Raw genomic sequence first — 13213 nt, forward strand, 5'->3', positions numbered from 1 at the left:
GCCGTTGCGGAGCACCGGGTGCCGAGGTGTAGTTCGACTCGCCGGGACGAGGTGCGCGCGGGGATTCGCCGGGGTGACGACGCGGCTCGTCATCGCGCGGATACTGCGCGTGCGGAGGTTCGCCGGGCGATGGACTGATGTTCGGTTCGCCGGGCGGCCGGAAGGCTTGCGGGTACGGCGGCTCGCCGGTACGGCCGGGTCCGTGGGGCGGCCGGCGAGGGGGCTGGACCCGCGGGATTTCGCCCGAGCTGCCGGGAACGGGTCGTCCTGCCGGCTGGGCGGGTCGCGCACCCTGCTGCGGGCCGGGATCCGCGGGGCGCGGCCGGGCCGGGTCGACGGGGCCGAGGCGCGGCGGGACCGGGCGATCACCGGGACGGGGCGGCACCTGCGGCTCGTCGGTGTCGCGGTCGCTCATTCCACGCTCCCATGGCGCGGCGGGGGCCCAGCGGTGGGTCGGCTCGTCGCGTTCGTCGTGGTCGTGCCGATGAGCGGAATCATCGTCGCCCATCATGCCTCCTGTACCCGGCGCAACCCGCGAATCCCGCCTCGTTCTTGCCTGTCATGGTCCCCCGCGCGCCGGTCAGGCGTGGGTGTTCACTGCCGACGCAGTCGTTGCCGGGCGCGTCGCAGCCGTCCGGCCCGTTCCACCGTTTCGGGAGCGAACCCCTCGTCGGCGGGGTCGGGTCGGCCGCGGAAGCGCCGCCACAGCCGGCGCCCGGCCAACAGCAACAGCAGTATCGCGGCACATGCCGTAATTATGGCCAAGGCCTGACCGTAGGCGTTCGAGCGCACCGAGACCGACGTCGGCTCCCCTAGCGTGATTCCGTCCGGGGTGGTAAGGGCGATGGGAATGACCAGCTTACGACTGTCGCTCACCTCGGTCGGTATCTGAAATGACCTGGTTCCATTCGGCGGAAGGAGCTGTTCGCCGATATCGGTGATGTTCGTCTCGGAGGGCGCGGAGATCCGGAAATTCACCCGGATCGCCACCGGCAGATCATTACGGGCGACCAGCAGCAACGGGCTCTGCTCGGACGCGAGTGTGTACACACCGCCCGGGGGCAACACCGATACCGACGCGAAGACGGTGTCGATTTCCCGGGTCACCTGATCGACACGCCGGTCGGCATGCAGGTCGGCGAGAGTGTCGTCCTCGCCACGTCGGTCCGACAGGCTCAACGCCCGCAGCAGATCCTCGCGCGCGGGCGTGAGGAAGGCCAGCGGCGTCAGTTCGGCCTCGGGCAGCTCGACGAGCGCCCGCATCATCTCGGTGATCCGCGCACCCTGGTCGCGCACGGGCACGACGAGATGTTCGGGCGCCGCGTCCTGGGCGGCCGACGGCAGGTATTCGAGGGCGAACGGGCGCGGATCCGGCTCCTGCGCGACGAGCTCGGCGAACGGCCGGGGGTGGGCCAGCTGGTTGCGGGCGAGCAGCTCCACCTGTTTGAGCAGCGCCACACCCTCCTCGCGGCTGGCACCCCACTGCTGCGGCGGCATCAGCAGCTGCGAACGCGGCCGGTCCGGGGCGGGATTCAGCGCGGTCCACGCCATCGCGCCGAGCGCATCCTGCAACCGGGCGGCCCGCGAGTCGTTGGTGACGTCGAAGCGCACCTTCGACGGCGTGAACGAGGGCGTCGGCGGGTTGGAACCCACGGCGGCCAGCGCGGTCGCCGACCAGATGTCGAAGGTCGTCACCCGCAGCGCCGGATCGGTGTTCGGCCCCGCCTCGACGCTCACCTCCGGTACCCGCACCACATCCGGCGCGGCCTGCTCCCCGCCGACGACCGTGCCGGGCACGAACGTCGACGGCGTCGAGGTGAGCGCGGTCTCCGGATCCGGCACCGAACCCTCACCCGACACCGCCGACCCGGCCAGCACCGCCGTGCCGTACCCGTACTCACGCAGCAGCTGCCCCGCCGCGTGATCGATGCTGCCGGAATCGGGCAGGCTCACCCCGCGCAGCGACCTGGTGCCGAGGATCGCGTCCACCACATCGGCCGGTGCGTGCAAGGCCCGCGCCGAAAGACCCGGCTCGTTCACCGCCGCCAACGCCGTCACATCGACCTGCGCGTACGGCAACGCCACCGTGCACATCGACCCGGCGAGCGCGCGCAACCGGTCGAGCCAGGCCTGCGCGTTCGCGGCGCCGGTCCCCTCCCGCGTCGCGCCCTCCGGATCCGAGGGACTCGCCAGCACCCGGTAGCCGCGCGTCATCGTCTGCGCGGTCGACACCAGGTCGGGATCGATGGCGATACACACCGACCCGGCGACCGCGTTGTCCTTGCCCGGTGCGGGTGCGACCGCTTCCAGCGCGGCGACCAGCTGCTCGAGCCGCCCGCCCTTGCCGAGCGAGGCGGCGAGCTCGTCGTCGAGCAGTTCCACCTGCCCGTTCACCGACCCCGGTTTGCCCGCGACCATGCGCGGCCGGTCGGCCAGCGGCCAGATCACCGTCGTCGCCACCGGCGTGGCCTCCGGTGGCGCGGCGACCGGGGCCGGGTCGCCGTCGGCCGGTGGCAGTCCGAGCACCGGAAGCAGGAAGCGGGCGTCGTCGAGCCGGGCCTGCGAGCCGTAGGCCGGCTCACCGTTCACATTCAGCAGCAGCGGATACACACCGGGATCGGTGATGCCGAGCGACGCGCCGTCACCGCCGCGCAGCGCGATCCGCACCGAGAACTGTTTGCGCTGGCCAGGACTCAGCTGCGCCGCCACATCCTCGAACGGCCCGGTCACGTCGTAGTTCACCTGATCGAGTCGCAGCGAACTGCGCAACCCGCTCGGCGACAACACCGGGGCGGCGCGCTGGATGCGCACGCTCACATCGTCGACCACCCGGTCACCGATATTGGTGACCGTCCCCGACACGGTGAGCACCGGATCGCTGCTCGTGGTCACCGTGCCCGGCGCCACCGCGTCCAGGGTGAGTTTGAGGAACTTCGGCGCCGACACGTCGTCCGGTTGCGCCTGCGCCACCGCGGGCAGCAGCGCCACCGAACCCAAGATGGTCAGGACCGCCGTGATCAGCCGGAACAGTCCACCCGTCATCGCTTGCCGGTCTCCATCCGGTCGATCATCCGATTAGCCACCTCGGCCAGGCGCCGCTCGTCGGCGTAGGCCAACCGGGAATCCAACTCGCTCAACGGAACCCACGCAACCTGGGTGACTTCCACGTCGGCATCGGACAACTCACCGCCCAGACACCGCAGCAGATAGTGGTGCACGGTCTTGTGTACCCGTCTGCCCTCGGTGACGAACCAGTAATCGATATTGCCCAGCTCGGCGACCACCTCGCCGATGATGCCGGTCTCCTCGGCGACCTCACGCATGGCGGTCTGCTCGGAGGTCTCGCCCTCCTCGATATGGCCTTTGGGCAGCGACCACAGCAACCGCCCGCGCCGATCGGTCCGCCCGATCAGCGCGGCACACCGCAGCTCCCTCGGCCCGTCCAGCCCGTCGACGACGAGGCCGCCCGCGGACGTTTCGCGCACCGTGCGCATACGCGGCTTACCGCCGTTACCCGCCCCGCCGCGCCGCCGCGGCTGGCGGCGTCGACTGTTCGCGCGATCGGCCGGAGGAGACACCCAGCCAGCTTAGCTGTGTCCTTGGAGCGCTGGTGCGCCGCTGCGCGGCGTCCCCTCCTCGAGGTCGGGGAGTGCGTGGCCAGATGGCTGGGAGCTCGGAAACCGGTTCGACGGGCTCGGTAAGCTCCTTAGTCGTGGTTTCCTCTGATGTTGTCGCGGATCGTCGTGCTCGGCTGCTTGCTGGTGCGGCGGTGACGTTGGGGCAGCTGTCCGAGGTGCTGGTGCCGTTGGGGGCCATGTTCGCCGCGCGGGGGCATTCGCTGTATCTGGTGGGGGGCAGCGTGCGTGACGCGGTGCTCGGGCGGTTGGGCAACGATCTGGATTTCACCACCGATGCGCGGCCGGAGGTCGTGCAGGAGCTGATGCGGGGGTGGGCCGATCAGTTGTGGGACACCGGTGGGCTCGCGTTCGGGACGGTGAGTGCGGCCAAGGGGGATCACCAGCTCGAGATCACCACGTTCCGGGCCGATACGTACGACCGGGTGTCGCGCAATCCCGAGGTGACCTTCGGTGACACGCTCGAGGGCGACCTGGTCCGGCGCGATTTCACGGTGAACGCGATGGCGGTGAAGATCGGCGAGGACGGTTCGCTCGAATTCGTCGACCCGCTGAACGGACTGGACGCCCTGCTCGAAGGCGTGCTCGATACGCCTGCGGCACCGCAGGATTCGTTCGACGACGACCCGTTGCGCATGCTGCGCGCGGCCCGCTTCGTCGCGCAGCTCGGTTTCGAAGTGGCACCTCGGGTGCGCACAGCGATCGTGGAGATGGCCGAGCAGATCGACCGCATCACCGCCGAACGGGTACGCACCGAACTCGACAAGCTGATCGGTGCGGAGCATCCGATCGACGGCATCAACCTCATGTGCGATACCGGGCTCGCGCAACGGGTGCTGCCGGAGGTGCCCGCGATGAAGCTCGAGATCGATGAGCACCACCAGCACAAGGACGTCTACCAGCATTCGCTGACGGTGCTGTCGCAGGCGATCGACCAGGAGGAGGGCGACCCCGACCTGGTGTTGCGATGGGCGGCGCTGCTGCACGACATCGGCAAGCCCGACACCAAACGCAACGAGCCGGGCGGCGGCGTGAGCTTCCACCATCACGAGGTGGTCGGCGCGAAGATGGTGCGTAAACGCATGCGGGCGCTGAAGTATCCGAAGGCGTTCACCGAAAACGTTGCGCGCCTGGTGTTTCTGCACCTGCGCTTCCACGGCTACGGCAAGGGTCAGTGGACCGATTCGGCCGTGCGCCGCTACGTCACCGATGCCGACGACCTGCTCGATCGCCTGCACAAGCTCGTCAAGGCCGACTGCACCACCCGCAACAAGCGGCGGGCGGCGGCGTTGCGCGCCACCTACGACGAGCTCGAGCAGCGCATCGCGGCCCTGCGTGAGCAGGAGGATCTGGCGCGGGTGCGCCCGGACCTGGACGGCAACGCCATCATGGAGCTACTCGGTCTCGAGCCGGGCCCGCAGGTGGGCAAGGCGTGGAAATACCTCAAGGACCTGCGTCTGGACCGTGGCCCGATGACCCGCGACGAAGCCGAGGCCGCCCTGCGCGAGTGGTGGGCGACCCAGCAGTCCTAGAACACGATCAGCGTGGTCCCGGCGATGATGGCGTCGCGAATCTGGGTGAGGTCGAACGAACCGGTGGTCTCGGGCAGTTCGATGCGGAATTTCACCACGTCGCCGCGGCGGTGCGCGTAGGAGATGCTCGCCCGGTTGGGCAGGTCGTCGAGCAGCAGCGCCGGCGCCTGCACCACCCGGCGCGGTAGCCGGATGCGGTACCAGCTGGCGCGGCGGATATCGATGGTGAGCAGGTTGTCGTAGACCTGCGCGTCGACGACGGCGCTCATCTTGCGGGTGCGGTGGGTGGCGACGATCCGGCTCTGCTCGTCGAGCCGGAGCTTCCAGTCCAGGTTCTGCTCGTCCACCCAGTCGATGAGGGCGCCGATGGCGATGCTGCCCTCGATGTCGAGTTGCTGCACGCGAATCTTGGTCGGCACACCGGGGATGAGGCGAACGCCGTGCGCGATCACGGTGACGGTGTCGAAGGGATGGGAGTCCCAGACCAGGTCCGACAGCACCGTTTTGCTCTGGAAGTGGGCACCGCGCCTGCGCACCTTGAACGTGTCGAGCGTGGCGGTGAGGTCGTGGCCGAGCAGGGTGGCCGACACTTCCCGCCCGCCGAAGCGGCTGAAGATGCCCTCACTGAGCACGGTCATCAGGACGTCGGGCATCAGCGCGGTGACCGTGCCCGAGCCCAGGTCGGCCACCGGGTCGGCCCAGGACGTGGTGAAGCCGAGCCACTGGTCGATCCACGAGGGGTCGAGCAGACGTTTGCCCAGGTCGACAGCGCCCGCCAGTGACCAGGACTTCGGATCGAAATACGTGGCCATGATGGGGCCGAGCTTACCCGCCTCCCCGCGAATCGAGGCCGGGCTCGGGCGCGTGGAACTTGTGGACGCGGCCGGCGGTGCCTCGGTGACGGGTTGGCCCGTCCCTGGCGAGTTACCCATGTTCTCGCGAGATACCCCCGACTCCACGATGAGCTCGATATCCGATAATGCGGAGTAGTTGGATAGATTTTACCGAGTTTGCGGATCTATCCTGGGTGGGTGGCGAAACTGCGAATCAAGGAAGCCGCCGATCTGCTCGGCGTCAGCGACGACACCGTGCGCCGGTGGATCGACTCCGGTGCGCTGTCGGCGAGCAAGGACAGCGCGGGTCGGTTGGTCATCGAGGGTCGTGAGCTGGCGGCTCTCGCCGTCGAGCAGGCGCGCCCGCCGCACACCGAGGTCCGCAGTGCCAGTTCGGCCCGGAATCGTTTCCCCGGCTTGGTCACTCGCGTGCTCACCGACACGGTGATGGCGCAGGTGGAGATGCAATGCGGCCCGTTCACGGTGGTCTCGTTGATGAGCAGCGAAGCGGTGCGCGAGCTCGGGCTCGAGCCCGGGAGTGTGGCGTTGGCGAGTGTGAAGGCCACGACGGTCGTCGTCGAACGGGCCGCCGGATGAGGCGCGCACTCGCCCTGGTGGCCGCGCTGACCGTGCTCACCGCCTGTGGTTCCGGAACAGATTCGGCGACAGGCGATTCGACGGTCACCGTGTTCGCCGCCGCCTCGTTGAAGAAGGTGTTCACCGACCTCGAGGACGACTTCGAAACCGCGAATCCCGGTGTGGACGTGCGATTCTCGTTCGCCGGATCGTCGGATCTGGCCGCCCAGTTGCTGGCCGGTGCGCCCGCCGACGTCTTCGCCTCGGCCGACCAGCCGACGATGGACAAGGTGATCGCCGACGGACGCATCACCACTTCACGCCCCTTCGCCACCAATGTCCTCACCATCGTGACCGCTCCCGGTAACCCGAAGGGGATCAACAGTTTCCGCGATCTGACCAGAGACGGGTTGTCCGTAGTGGTGTGTGCGCCGCAGGTGCCGTGTGGCCGGGCGACGCAGAAGGTCGCAGGAGCGGCCCAGGTGACATTGCGGCCGGTGAGTGAGGAATCGTCGGTGGCCGATGTGCTCACCAAAGTGACCTCCGGACAGGCGGATGCGGGCCTGGTGTACGTCACGGATGCGGCGGGTGCCGGCGCGAAGGTGAGTCCGGTCGCGATCCCCGAGGCGTCGGCGGCGGTGAACACCTATCCCATCGGGGCGGTCGGGGATTCCGCCGGTGCGGGCAAGTTCATCGACCTGGTGACCGGCCCGGTGGGTCGGCAGGTGCTGACCGAAGCCGGGTTCGGTGTGCCGTGAGAACCGGTGCCGCAGGGTTCCCCCGCTGGTTGTTGCTGCCCGCGCTGATCGGATTCGCCCTGGTCGTCGTGCCGCTCGGCGCTTTGGCCTCGCGCGTGGAATGGGGTCGGTTCGGTGCGCTGGTGACCACCGAGGCCTCGCGCGACGCACTGTGGTTGAGCTTGCGCACGGCGGCGGGAAGCACGCTGTTGTGTGTGCTGCTCGGTGTGCCGATGGCTGTCGTCCTGGCCAGGTCCCGATGGCGTGGGCTGCCGGTGTTGCGCGCACTGGTGTTGTTGCCCTTGGTATTACCGCCGGTGGTCGGTGGTATCGCCCTGCTGTACACCTTCGGGCGGCGTGGGTTGTTGGGAAGCCACCTCGAAGCCCTCGGCGTGCAGATCGCGTTCAGCACGACGGCGGTGGTGCTCGCGCAAACCTTTGTGGCGCTGCCGTTTCTGGTCCTCACGCTCGAGGGTGCGTTGCGGACGGCGGGTCACCGCTACGAGCAGATCGCGGCCACCCTCGGTGCCGGGCCCAGCACGGTGTGGTGGCGGATCACCCTGCCGTTGATGCGCCCCGCGCTCATCTCCGGTGCGGTGCTCGCCTTCGCCCGCGCGCTCGGTGAATTCGGCGCCACCCTCACCTTCGCGGGCAGCCTCCAGGGTCGCACCCGCACCCTGCCCCTGGAGATCTACCTCCAGCGGGAAGCCGATCCCGATGCGGCCGTCGCGCTTTCGGTGGTGCTCATCATCGTCGCGATCCTGATCGTGCTGCTGGCCTACCGGCGCACCAGTCCCATTCCCGGTACCCAGCTCGGCCGCACCCGAAGTGGAGGAAGGGTCGAATGAGCCCGCAGGACGAATCGTCGGGGAAGCCGTCGCATCCGGCGGGCCTTTCGGTGGCCGCACGCATTGCGGATCGCGGTCTGGACCTGGCGATCGAGGTCGCACCGGGCGAAGTCCTCGCCGTCCTCGGCCCGAATGGCGCGGGTAAGTCCAGCCTGTTGCAGGTGATCGCGGGCCTGCTCGTCCCCGACGCGGGCCACGTGCGCGTGGGCGCCGATATCCTCACCGAAACCGCGAAAGGTGTTGCATTACCGCCACATCGACGCGGCATCTCACTGCTCGCCCAGGAGCCGTTGCTCTTCCCGCACCTCACCGTCGCCGAGAACGTCGCTTTCGGCCCATGCAGCCGTGGTAACCGCGACGCGAAAACCGTCGCCGCCGAATGGCTCGAAGCCGTCGATGCCACGCACCTGGCCGATCGCCATCCGGGCGCCCTCTCCGGCGGCCAGGCCCAGCGCGTCGCGCTGGCGCGGGCCCTCGCCGTCGACCCGCACCTGCTCCTGCTCGACGAACCCATGTCGGCACTCGACGTCGATGTCGCCCCCGCGATGCGCTCGCTGCTGCGCCGCGTCCTGCGCGACCCCGCCCACCCGCGCTGCGCGGTTCTGGTCACCCACGACATCATCGACGCCATCACCCTCGCCGACCGCCTCGTCATCGTCGAAGAGGGACACATCGTCGAATCCGGCCGGGTCACCGACGTGATGTCGCATCCGCGCAGCCCCTTCGCTGCCCGCATCGCGGGCTTGAACCTCCTCCACGGCACCGCCACCGCGCCGCGCGGGTCCGACCCGGCCTTCGCGGCAGTGCTGGTCGGACCCGGCCGAAACGGCGAACCAACCCCGGCAGGTGACAGCGACGAAGCGGCGGTCGATGGTTGTGTCGTCGGCGATTTCACCGCGGGTACGCGCGCGGCGGCTGTGTTCTCCCCCACCGCCGTGTCGGTTTTCACCCGCCCTCCCGGCGGCAGCCCACGCAATGTCTTCACCGTCGACATCACCGAGATCACCGATCGGGGCGGCATCGTCCGGGTGCGTGGCGACGCACCGAACGCGCCCGGCCTGTGCGCCGATCTCACCCCGGCCGCCGTGGCCCAGCTCGGCCTCACCGTCGGCGCGCGGACGTATTTCGCGGTGAAGGCCACGGAGGTCCGGGTGTACGCCTGCTGAAACGTGGCCTCGGTGCACGGCGCACAATGAGGGCGTTCATGCACGCGCGAACCGGAGGGCAGCATGCCGCTGGACCTGAACAGTGATCTGGGCGAGGGCTTCGGCCCGTGGCGGATGGGTGAGGACGCCGCCATGCTCGACATCGTCACCAGCGCCAACATCGCGTGCGGTTTCCATGCGGGCGACCCGACGATCATGCGCCGCACCTGCGAACTGGCCGTGGCCAAGGGCGTGCGGATCGGCGCGCACGTCGGCTACCGCGATCTGGTCGGCTTCGGCCGCCGCGATATCGCCATCGCGCCCGCCGAACTGCGCGACGAGGTGCTTTACCAGATCGGCGCCCTCGCGGCGTTCGCGCGTGCGGCGGGCGACCGGGTGCGGTACGTGAAGCCGCACGGCGCCCTCTATCACGCGGCCGCTCGCGATCGTCTGCTCGCCGACGCGGTCGCGACCGCCGTCGCCGAGGCCGAAACCGGTCTCGCCCTGCTCGGCCCGGCCGGAACCGAACTCGAACACGCCGCGAACCGGGCGAAAGTGCATTTCGTCGGCGAGGGTTTCGCCGACCGCGCCTACACCGCCACCGGCACGTTGGCGCCGCGCGGGGTTGCCGGTGCGGTGCTGACGCCCGACGACGCCGTCGCCCAGGCGGTATCCCTTGCGTTGTCGGGGACCGCGCGTACCGTTGACGGTCCGGGTGCGGTCGCTGTGTCCGTGGCCAGTGTGTGTGTCCATGGTGACTCACCGGCGGCCGTGGAGATGGCGCGCCGCATCAGGGGGGCGTTGGACGAGGCAGGCGTACCTGTCGAACCATTCGGTTGAGGGTGGGAGGCGCGATGGTGACCGACTGGAGCACGCGGATCAGGCCCGCGGGTGACCGCGCCTTGCTCATCACCCTCGACGATCCGCGGCCGGTGCAGCGCCTGGCGTCGGCGCTGCGGGTGCATGCCATCGCCGGTGTCCAGGACGTGCTGCCCGCGGCGGAGACCGTGCTGGTCACCCTGCATTCGGTGAACTACGGCACGCAGGTGCGCCGGGAATTGCTCGCGTTGCTCGACCGCCTGGATTCCGAATCCGCACAGCCGGATTCGCTCGATGTTTCCCGTGGAACACGGTCCGACCCGGAGCGCCCCGACGAGGTGGTCGAGGTGCCCGTGCGCTACGACGGGGTCGACCTGCCCGAGGTCGCCCGGCTGCTCGACCTGTCTGTCGCGGAGGTGATCGCGGCCCATACCGGTACCGTCTGGCAGTGCGCCTTCGTGGGTTTCGCGCCCGGTTTCGGATATCTCGTCTCGCCCGACGGCAGGCTCACCGTGCCGCGCCGGGCCCAGGCCCGCACCGCCATCCCATCGGGTGCGGTGGCACTGGCCGGTGGGTACTCGGCGGTATATCCGCGTGGCACACCGGGCGGATGGCAACTGATCGGAAGTACCGATCTACGCATGTGGGCGGTCGATCGCGACCCACCCGCGCTGATCAGGGCGGGAACGGCGGTGCGGTTCGTCGACATCGCGCAATAGGCAAGGGCTGCTCAATGGTGCGCCGCCTCGACAGATAATCGGGGAGAGATCGCATGGTGATCTTCATCGAGCGGGTGGGACCGCTCGCGACGATCCAGGACCTGGGCAGGCCCGGCTGGTTCGATTCCGGCGTAGGTCCGGCCGGCGCCGCCGACCGCGCCTCGTTGCGGCTGGCGAACCGGCTGGTCGGCAATCCGGAGGACCACGCGGGCATCGAGGTCCTGCTCGGCGGACTCGTAGTGCGCACCGATGCGCACGTCACCGTCGCGGTCACCGGCGCACCAGCGACGGCCACGGTGGACAGCACACCCGTAGGCCACGCGAGCGTTCTCGAACTCGAGGCGGGCCAGACCCTTCGCCTCGGTATGGCCGGCACCGGTTTACGCACCTACATCGGTGTCCGTGGCGGTATAGACGTGCCGAAGGTACTCGGTTCCCGCAGCCGCGACACCCTCTCCGGGATCGGTCCCGACCCGCTGAGACCGGGCATGCAGTTACCTGTCGGTCCCCCGCCGCGCACCTTCCCGACCGTCGAGTTCGCGCCGGTCCCCGTGCCGCCGGAGGTGCTCGTCGTCCGCGCCCGTCCGGGCCCGCGCGAAGACTGGTTCACCGACCCCGACGCCCTGTTCCGGGGCTCGTGGCAGGTGAGCAGTGAGACCGACCGCGTGGGCGCCCGCCTCGATCGGGTCGCCGGGCCGCCGCTCACTCGCTCGATCACCCGCGAACTGCCTGCCGAAGGGGTCGCCCTCGGCTCGGTGCAGGTCCCGCCGAGCGGTCAACCGGTCGTCTTCCTCGCCGACCATCCGATCACCGGCGGCTACCCGGTCGTCGCGGTCGTGCTCGACGCCGACGTCGACCGCGTCGCCCAACTCCGCCCGGGCGAACGCCTGCGCTTCGAGCCCGACGCCTGACCGACCACAACCCGCGCCGCTCACCGCCGCCGGAAACGCGGCCCGCTCGGTGCTGCGCGGTGGCGAACGCCTGACCGTCGCACCCGGCTCCCTGCTCGACACCGCCGATCCGCGCGGCCCCGGCGAATGGTGCGGTCGAGTGCGTGCGCCACCGGAACCGAACAGGTGCCCCACGGCTTATCGCGCCCGCCGCGAATTCAGTGCGATGGCGATGATGCCGAGCGCGTACACCCCGGCGCCGACCAGCACCACCGGCAGCGAACGCCCGTCGGCCGGGATCACCAGGGCGGTCGCCGCGATGGCCAGCACGAACGTCATGTTGAAGACTGTGTCCTGGAGGGCGAAGACCTGCCCGCGCCGGTCGTCGTCGATGTCGATCTGCATGCTGGCGTCGCCGGTGAGCTTGATCGTCTGGCCGGCGAGTCCAAGCCCGAACGCACCGATCAGCAGCAGCCGGTGGGCGTGGTCGGTGGCGGACTCCGATGATGCCAGCGCGATCGGAGTCACGAGGGTGAGCTGCACGATGACGGCCGTCGCCAGCCCGACGAGCACGGTCCGCGGCCTCCCCAGCCGGGGAATCAGCACGGGTGCGAGGATGGCGGCGAGCAGCATGCCCGCCGCGGCCGCCCCGATCGCGACCCCGAATCCGACCAATCCGCCGCTCATCTCGCTCTGCCCCTCGGGCTGACGCAGTACGAGCACCATGATGAGCGTGTTCATCCCGAACACGATGCGATGCGCGCCGATGCCGATCATCGCGGTCGTCACCTGCGTCGATCGCCACACCGCACGCGCACCGGTGGCCAACCCGGTCGCGATTGCCCGCACAGTGCTTTCCGCTCCCGCCGAACCCTTTTCGGGCCCGAGGATGTGCGGTGCGAAACCGACGGCGAGCAGCGCGCCGACCACCGACCCGACCCCGCTGAGCGCCACCGCCACGGCCGAGGCCGAATCCCCCGCCCCGAGCACCGCGATCACCGCTACCGAGGCCGCCGCGCCGACCCCCGCGCACGCCGAGGCCACCGTCGCCAGCACCGAGTTCATCGGGACCAGCCAGCGCTGTTCGAGCACCCTCGGCAGCGCGGCCGACACCCCGGCAAGCACGAACCGGCTGATTCCGACGGTCGCCAGCGCGAGCACGAGGAGCACGCTCTCCCCCGCCCCACCGAACAGCGCCAGCGCGGCGGCCGCGATCAACGTCGCCCGCGCGATGCTCGCCACCAGCAGCACATTGCGCCGATCCCACCGGTCGAGCAGGGCGCCCGCGTAGGGGCCGAGCACCGAATACGGCAGCAGCAGCACCGCGAAACCGGCGGCGATGGCCAGGGGATCGGTTTCGCGTTCGGGGTTGAACAGGATGGCGCCCGACAGCGCCGCCTGGAACATGCCGTCTCCGAACTGGGCGGCCAGGCGCAACAGCGCCAACCGTGGCATCCGTGGATTGCGCCGCACCACACC

The 13213-nt window shown here is 69.8% G+C and carries 12 protein-coding genes; 8 read left to right on the forward strand and 4 right to left on the reverse strand.

Annotation, left to right across the window (positions count from 1 at the left end; all coding sequences use genetic code 11):
- Positions 1-594: 594 nt before the first annotated feature.
- Positions 595-3042, reverse strand: a complete 2448-nt coding sequence (locus AB0I35_RS01210; protein WP_357393266.1) for a DUF6049 family protein — start codon at positions 3040-3042, stop codon at positions 595-597.
- Positions 3039-3494, reverse strand: coding sequence for an NUDIX hydrolase (locus AB0I35_RS01215; protein WP_067495077.1), 456 nt, complete (start codon positions 3492-3494; stop codon positions 3039-3041). Before AB0I35_RS01215 ends, AB0I35_RS01210 begins: the two co-directional genes overlap by 4 nt.
- Positions 3495-3751: 257 nt before the next feature.
- Between AB0I35_RS01215 and AB0I35_RS01220 the strand changes: the two genes are divergently transcribed.
- Positions 3752-5167 carry a CCA tRNA nucleotidyltransferase gene (locus tag AB0I35_RS01220; protein WP_357394123.1) on the forward strand — a complete coding sequence of 472 codons (1416 nt, stop codon included), beginning with the start codon at positions 3752-3754 and terminating at the stop codon, positions 5165-5167.
- Here AB0I35_RS01220 and AB0I35_RS01225 read toward each other — a convergent pair.
- Entirely contained in the window at positions 5164-5979 is an 816-nt protein-coding gene (locus tag AB0I35_RS01225) for a hypothetical protein (protein WP_357393268.1), read from the reverse strand. The genes AB0I35_RS01220 and AB0I35_RS01225 overlap by 4 nt on opposite strands.
- Before the next feature lie 219 nt (positions 5980-6198).
- On the opposite strand from AB0I35_RS01225, the gene AB0I35_RS01230 reads away from it, so the two are divergent.
- The 7 genes from AB0I35_RS01230 to AB0I35_RS01260 all read left to right on the forward strand — a co-directional run bounded on the left by AB0I35_RS01230 (position 6199) and on the right by AB0I35_RS01260 (position 11755).
- Positions 6199-6597, forward strand: a complete 399-nt coding sequence (locus AB0I35_RS01230) for a TOBE domain-containing protein (protein ID WP_357393270.1) — start codon at positions 6199-6201, stop codon at positions 6595-6597.
- A complete protein-coding gene (modA, locus tag AB0I35_RS01235) occupies positions 6594-7334 on the forward strand; it encodes a molybdate ABC transporter substrate-binding protein (RefSeq protein ID WP_357393272.1) in 741 nt (246 codons plus the stop codon). The genes AB0I35_RS01230 and modA overlap by 4 nt, the downstream gene beginning before the upstream one ends.
- Positions 7331-8161, forward strand: coding sequence for an ABC transporter permease (locus tag AB0I35_RS01240; protein WP_357393274.1), 831 nt, complete (start codon positions 7331-7333; stop codon positions 8159-8161). Before modA ends, AB0I35_RS01240 begins: the two co-directional genes overlap by 4 nt.
- On the forward strand, positions 8158-9327 hold the full coding sequence (locus tag AB0I35_RS01245; protein ID WP_357393276.1) for an ATP-binding cassette domain-containing protein: 1170 nt from the start codon (positions 8158-8160) through the stop codon (positions 9325-9327). Before AB0I35_RS01240 ends, AB0I35_RS01245 begins: the two co-directional genes overlap by 4 nt.
- 63 nt (positions 9328-9390) lie before the next feature.
- Entirely contained in the window at positions 9391-10146 is a 756-nt protein-coding gene (locus AB0I35_RS01250) for a 5-oxoprolinase subunit PxpA (protein WP_357393278.1), read from the forward strand.
- 14 nt (positions 10147-10160) lie between these two features.
- Complete coding sequence (locus tag AB0I35_RS01255) at positions 10161-10844, forward strand: allophanate hydrolase subunit 1 (protein WP_357393280.1); 684 nt, start codon at positions 10161-10163, stop codon at positions 10842-10844.
- 53 nt (positions 10845-10897) lie between these two features.
- Positions 10898-11755 (forward strand): biotin-dependent carboxyltransferase family protein, encoded by an 858-nt coding sequence (locus AB0I35_RS01260; RefSeq protein ID WP_357393281.1) that lies wholly within the window; start codon positions 10898-10900, stop codon positions 11753-11755.
- 177 nt (positions 11756-11932) lie between these two features.
- Here the strand turns inward: AB0I35_RS01260 and AB0I35_RS01265 are convergent, their stop codons facing one another.
- Positions 11933-13189, reverse strand: a complete 1257-nt coding sequence (locus AB0I35_RS01265) for an MFS transporter (RefSeq protein ID WP_357394125.1) — start codon at positions 13187-13189, stop codon at positions 11933-11935.
- Positions 13190-13213: the final 24 nt, after the last annotated feature.

The sequence above is a fragment of the Nocardia sp. NPDC050378 genome, assembly GCF_040655675.1.
Classification (GTDB): Bacteria; Actinomycetota; Actinomycetes; order Mycobacteriales; family Mycobacteriaceae; genus Nocardia; species Nocardia coubleae.

Excerpts from the sequence above, each read along its gene's own strand:
- AB0I35_RS01210 (WP_357393266.1), bottom strand. The coding sequence starts at position 3,042 with ATGACGGGTGGACTGTTCCGGCTGATCACGGCGGTCCTGACCATCTTG.
- AB0I35_RS01215 (WP_067495077.1), bottom strand. The coding sequence starts at position 3,494 with ATGCGCACGGTGCGCGAAACGTCCGCGGGCGGCCTCGTCGTCGACGGG.
- AB0I35_RS01225 (WP_357393268.1), bottom strand. The coding sequence starts at position 5,979 with ATGGCCACGTATTTCGATCCGAAGTCCTGGTCACTGGCGGGCGCTGTC.
- modA (WP_357393272.1), top strand. The coding sequence starts at position 6,594 with ATGAGGCGCGCACTCGCCCTGGTGGCCGCGCTGACCGTGCTCACCGCC.
- AB0I35_RS01245 (WP_357393276.1), top strand. The coding sequence starts at position 8,158 with ATGAGCCCGCAGGACGAATCGTCGGGGAAGCCGTCGCATCCGGCGGGC.
- AB0I35_RS01250 (WP_357393278.1), top strand. The coding sequence starts at position 9,391 with ATGCCGCTGGACCTGAACAGTGATCTGGGCGAGGGCTTCGGCCCGTGG.
- AB0I35_RS01255 (WP_357393280.1), top strand. The coding sequence starts at position 10,161 with ATGGTGACCGACTGGAGCACGCGGATCAGGCCCGCGGGTGACCGCGCC.
- AB0I35_RS01260 (WP_357393281.1), top strand. The coding sequence starts at position 10,898 with ATGGTGATCTTCATCGAGCGGGTGGGACCGCTCGCGACGATCCAGGAC.
- AB0I35_RS01265 (WP_357394125.1), bottom strand. The coding sequence starts at position 13,189 with ATGCCACGGTTGGCGCTGTTGCGCCTGGCCGCCCAGTTCGGAGACGGC.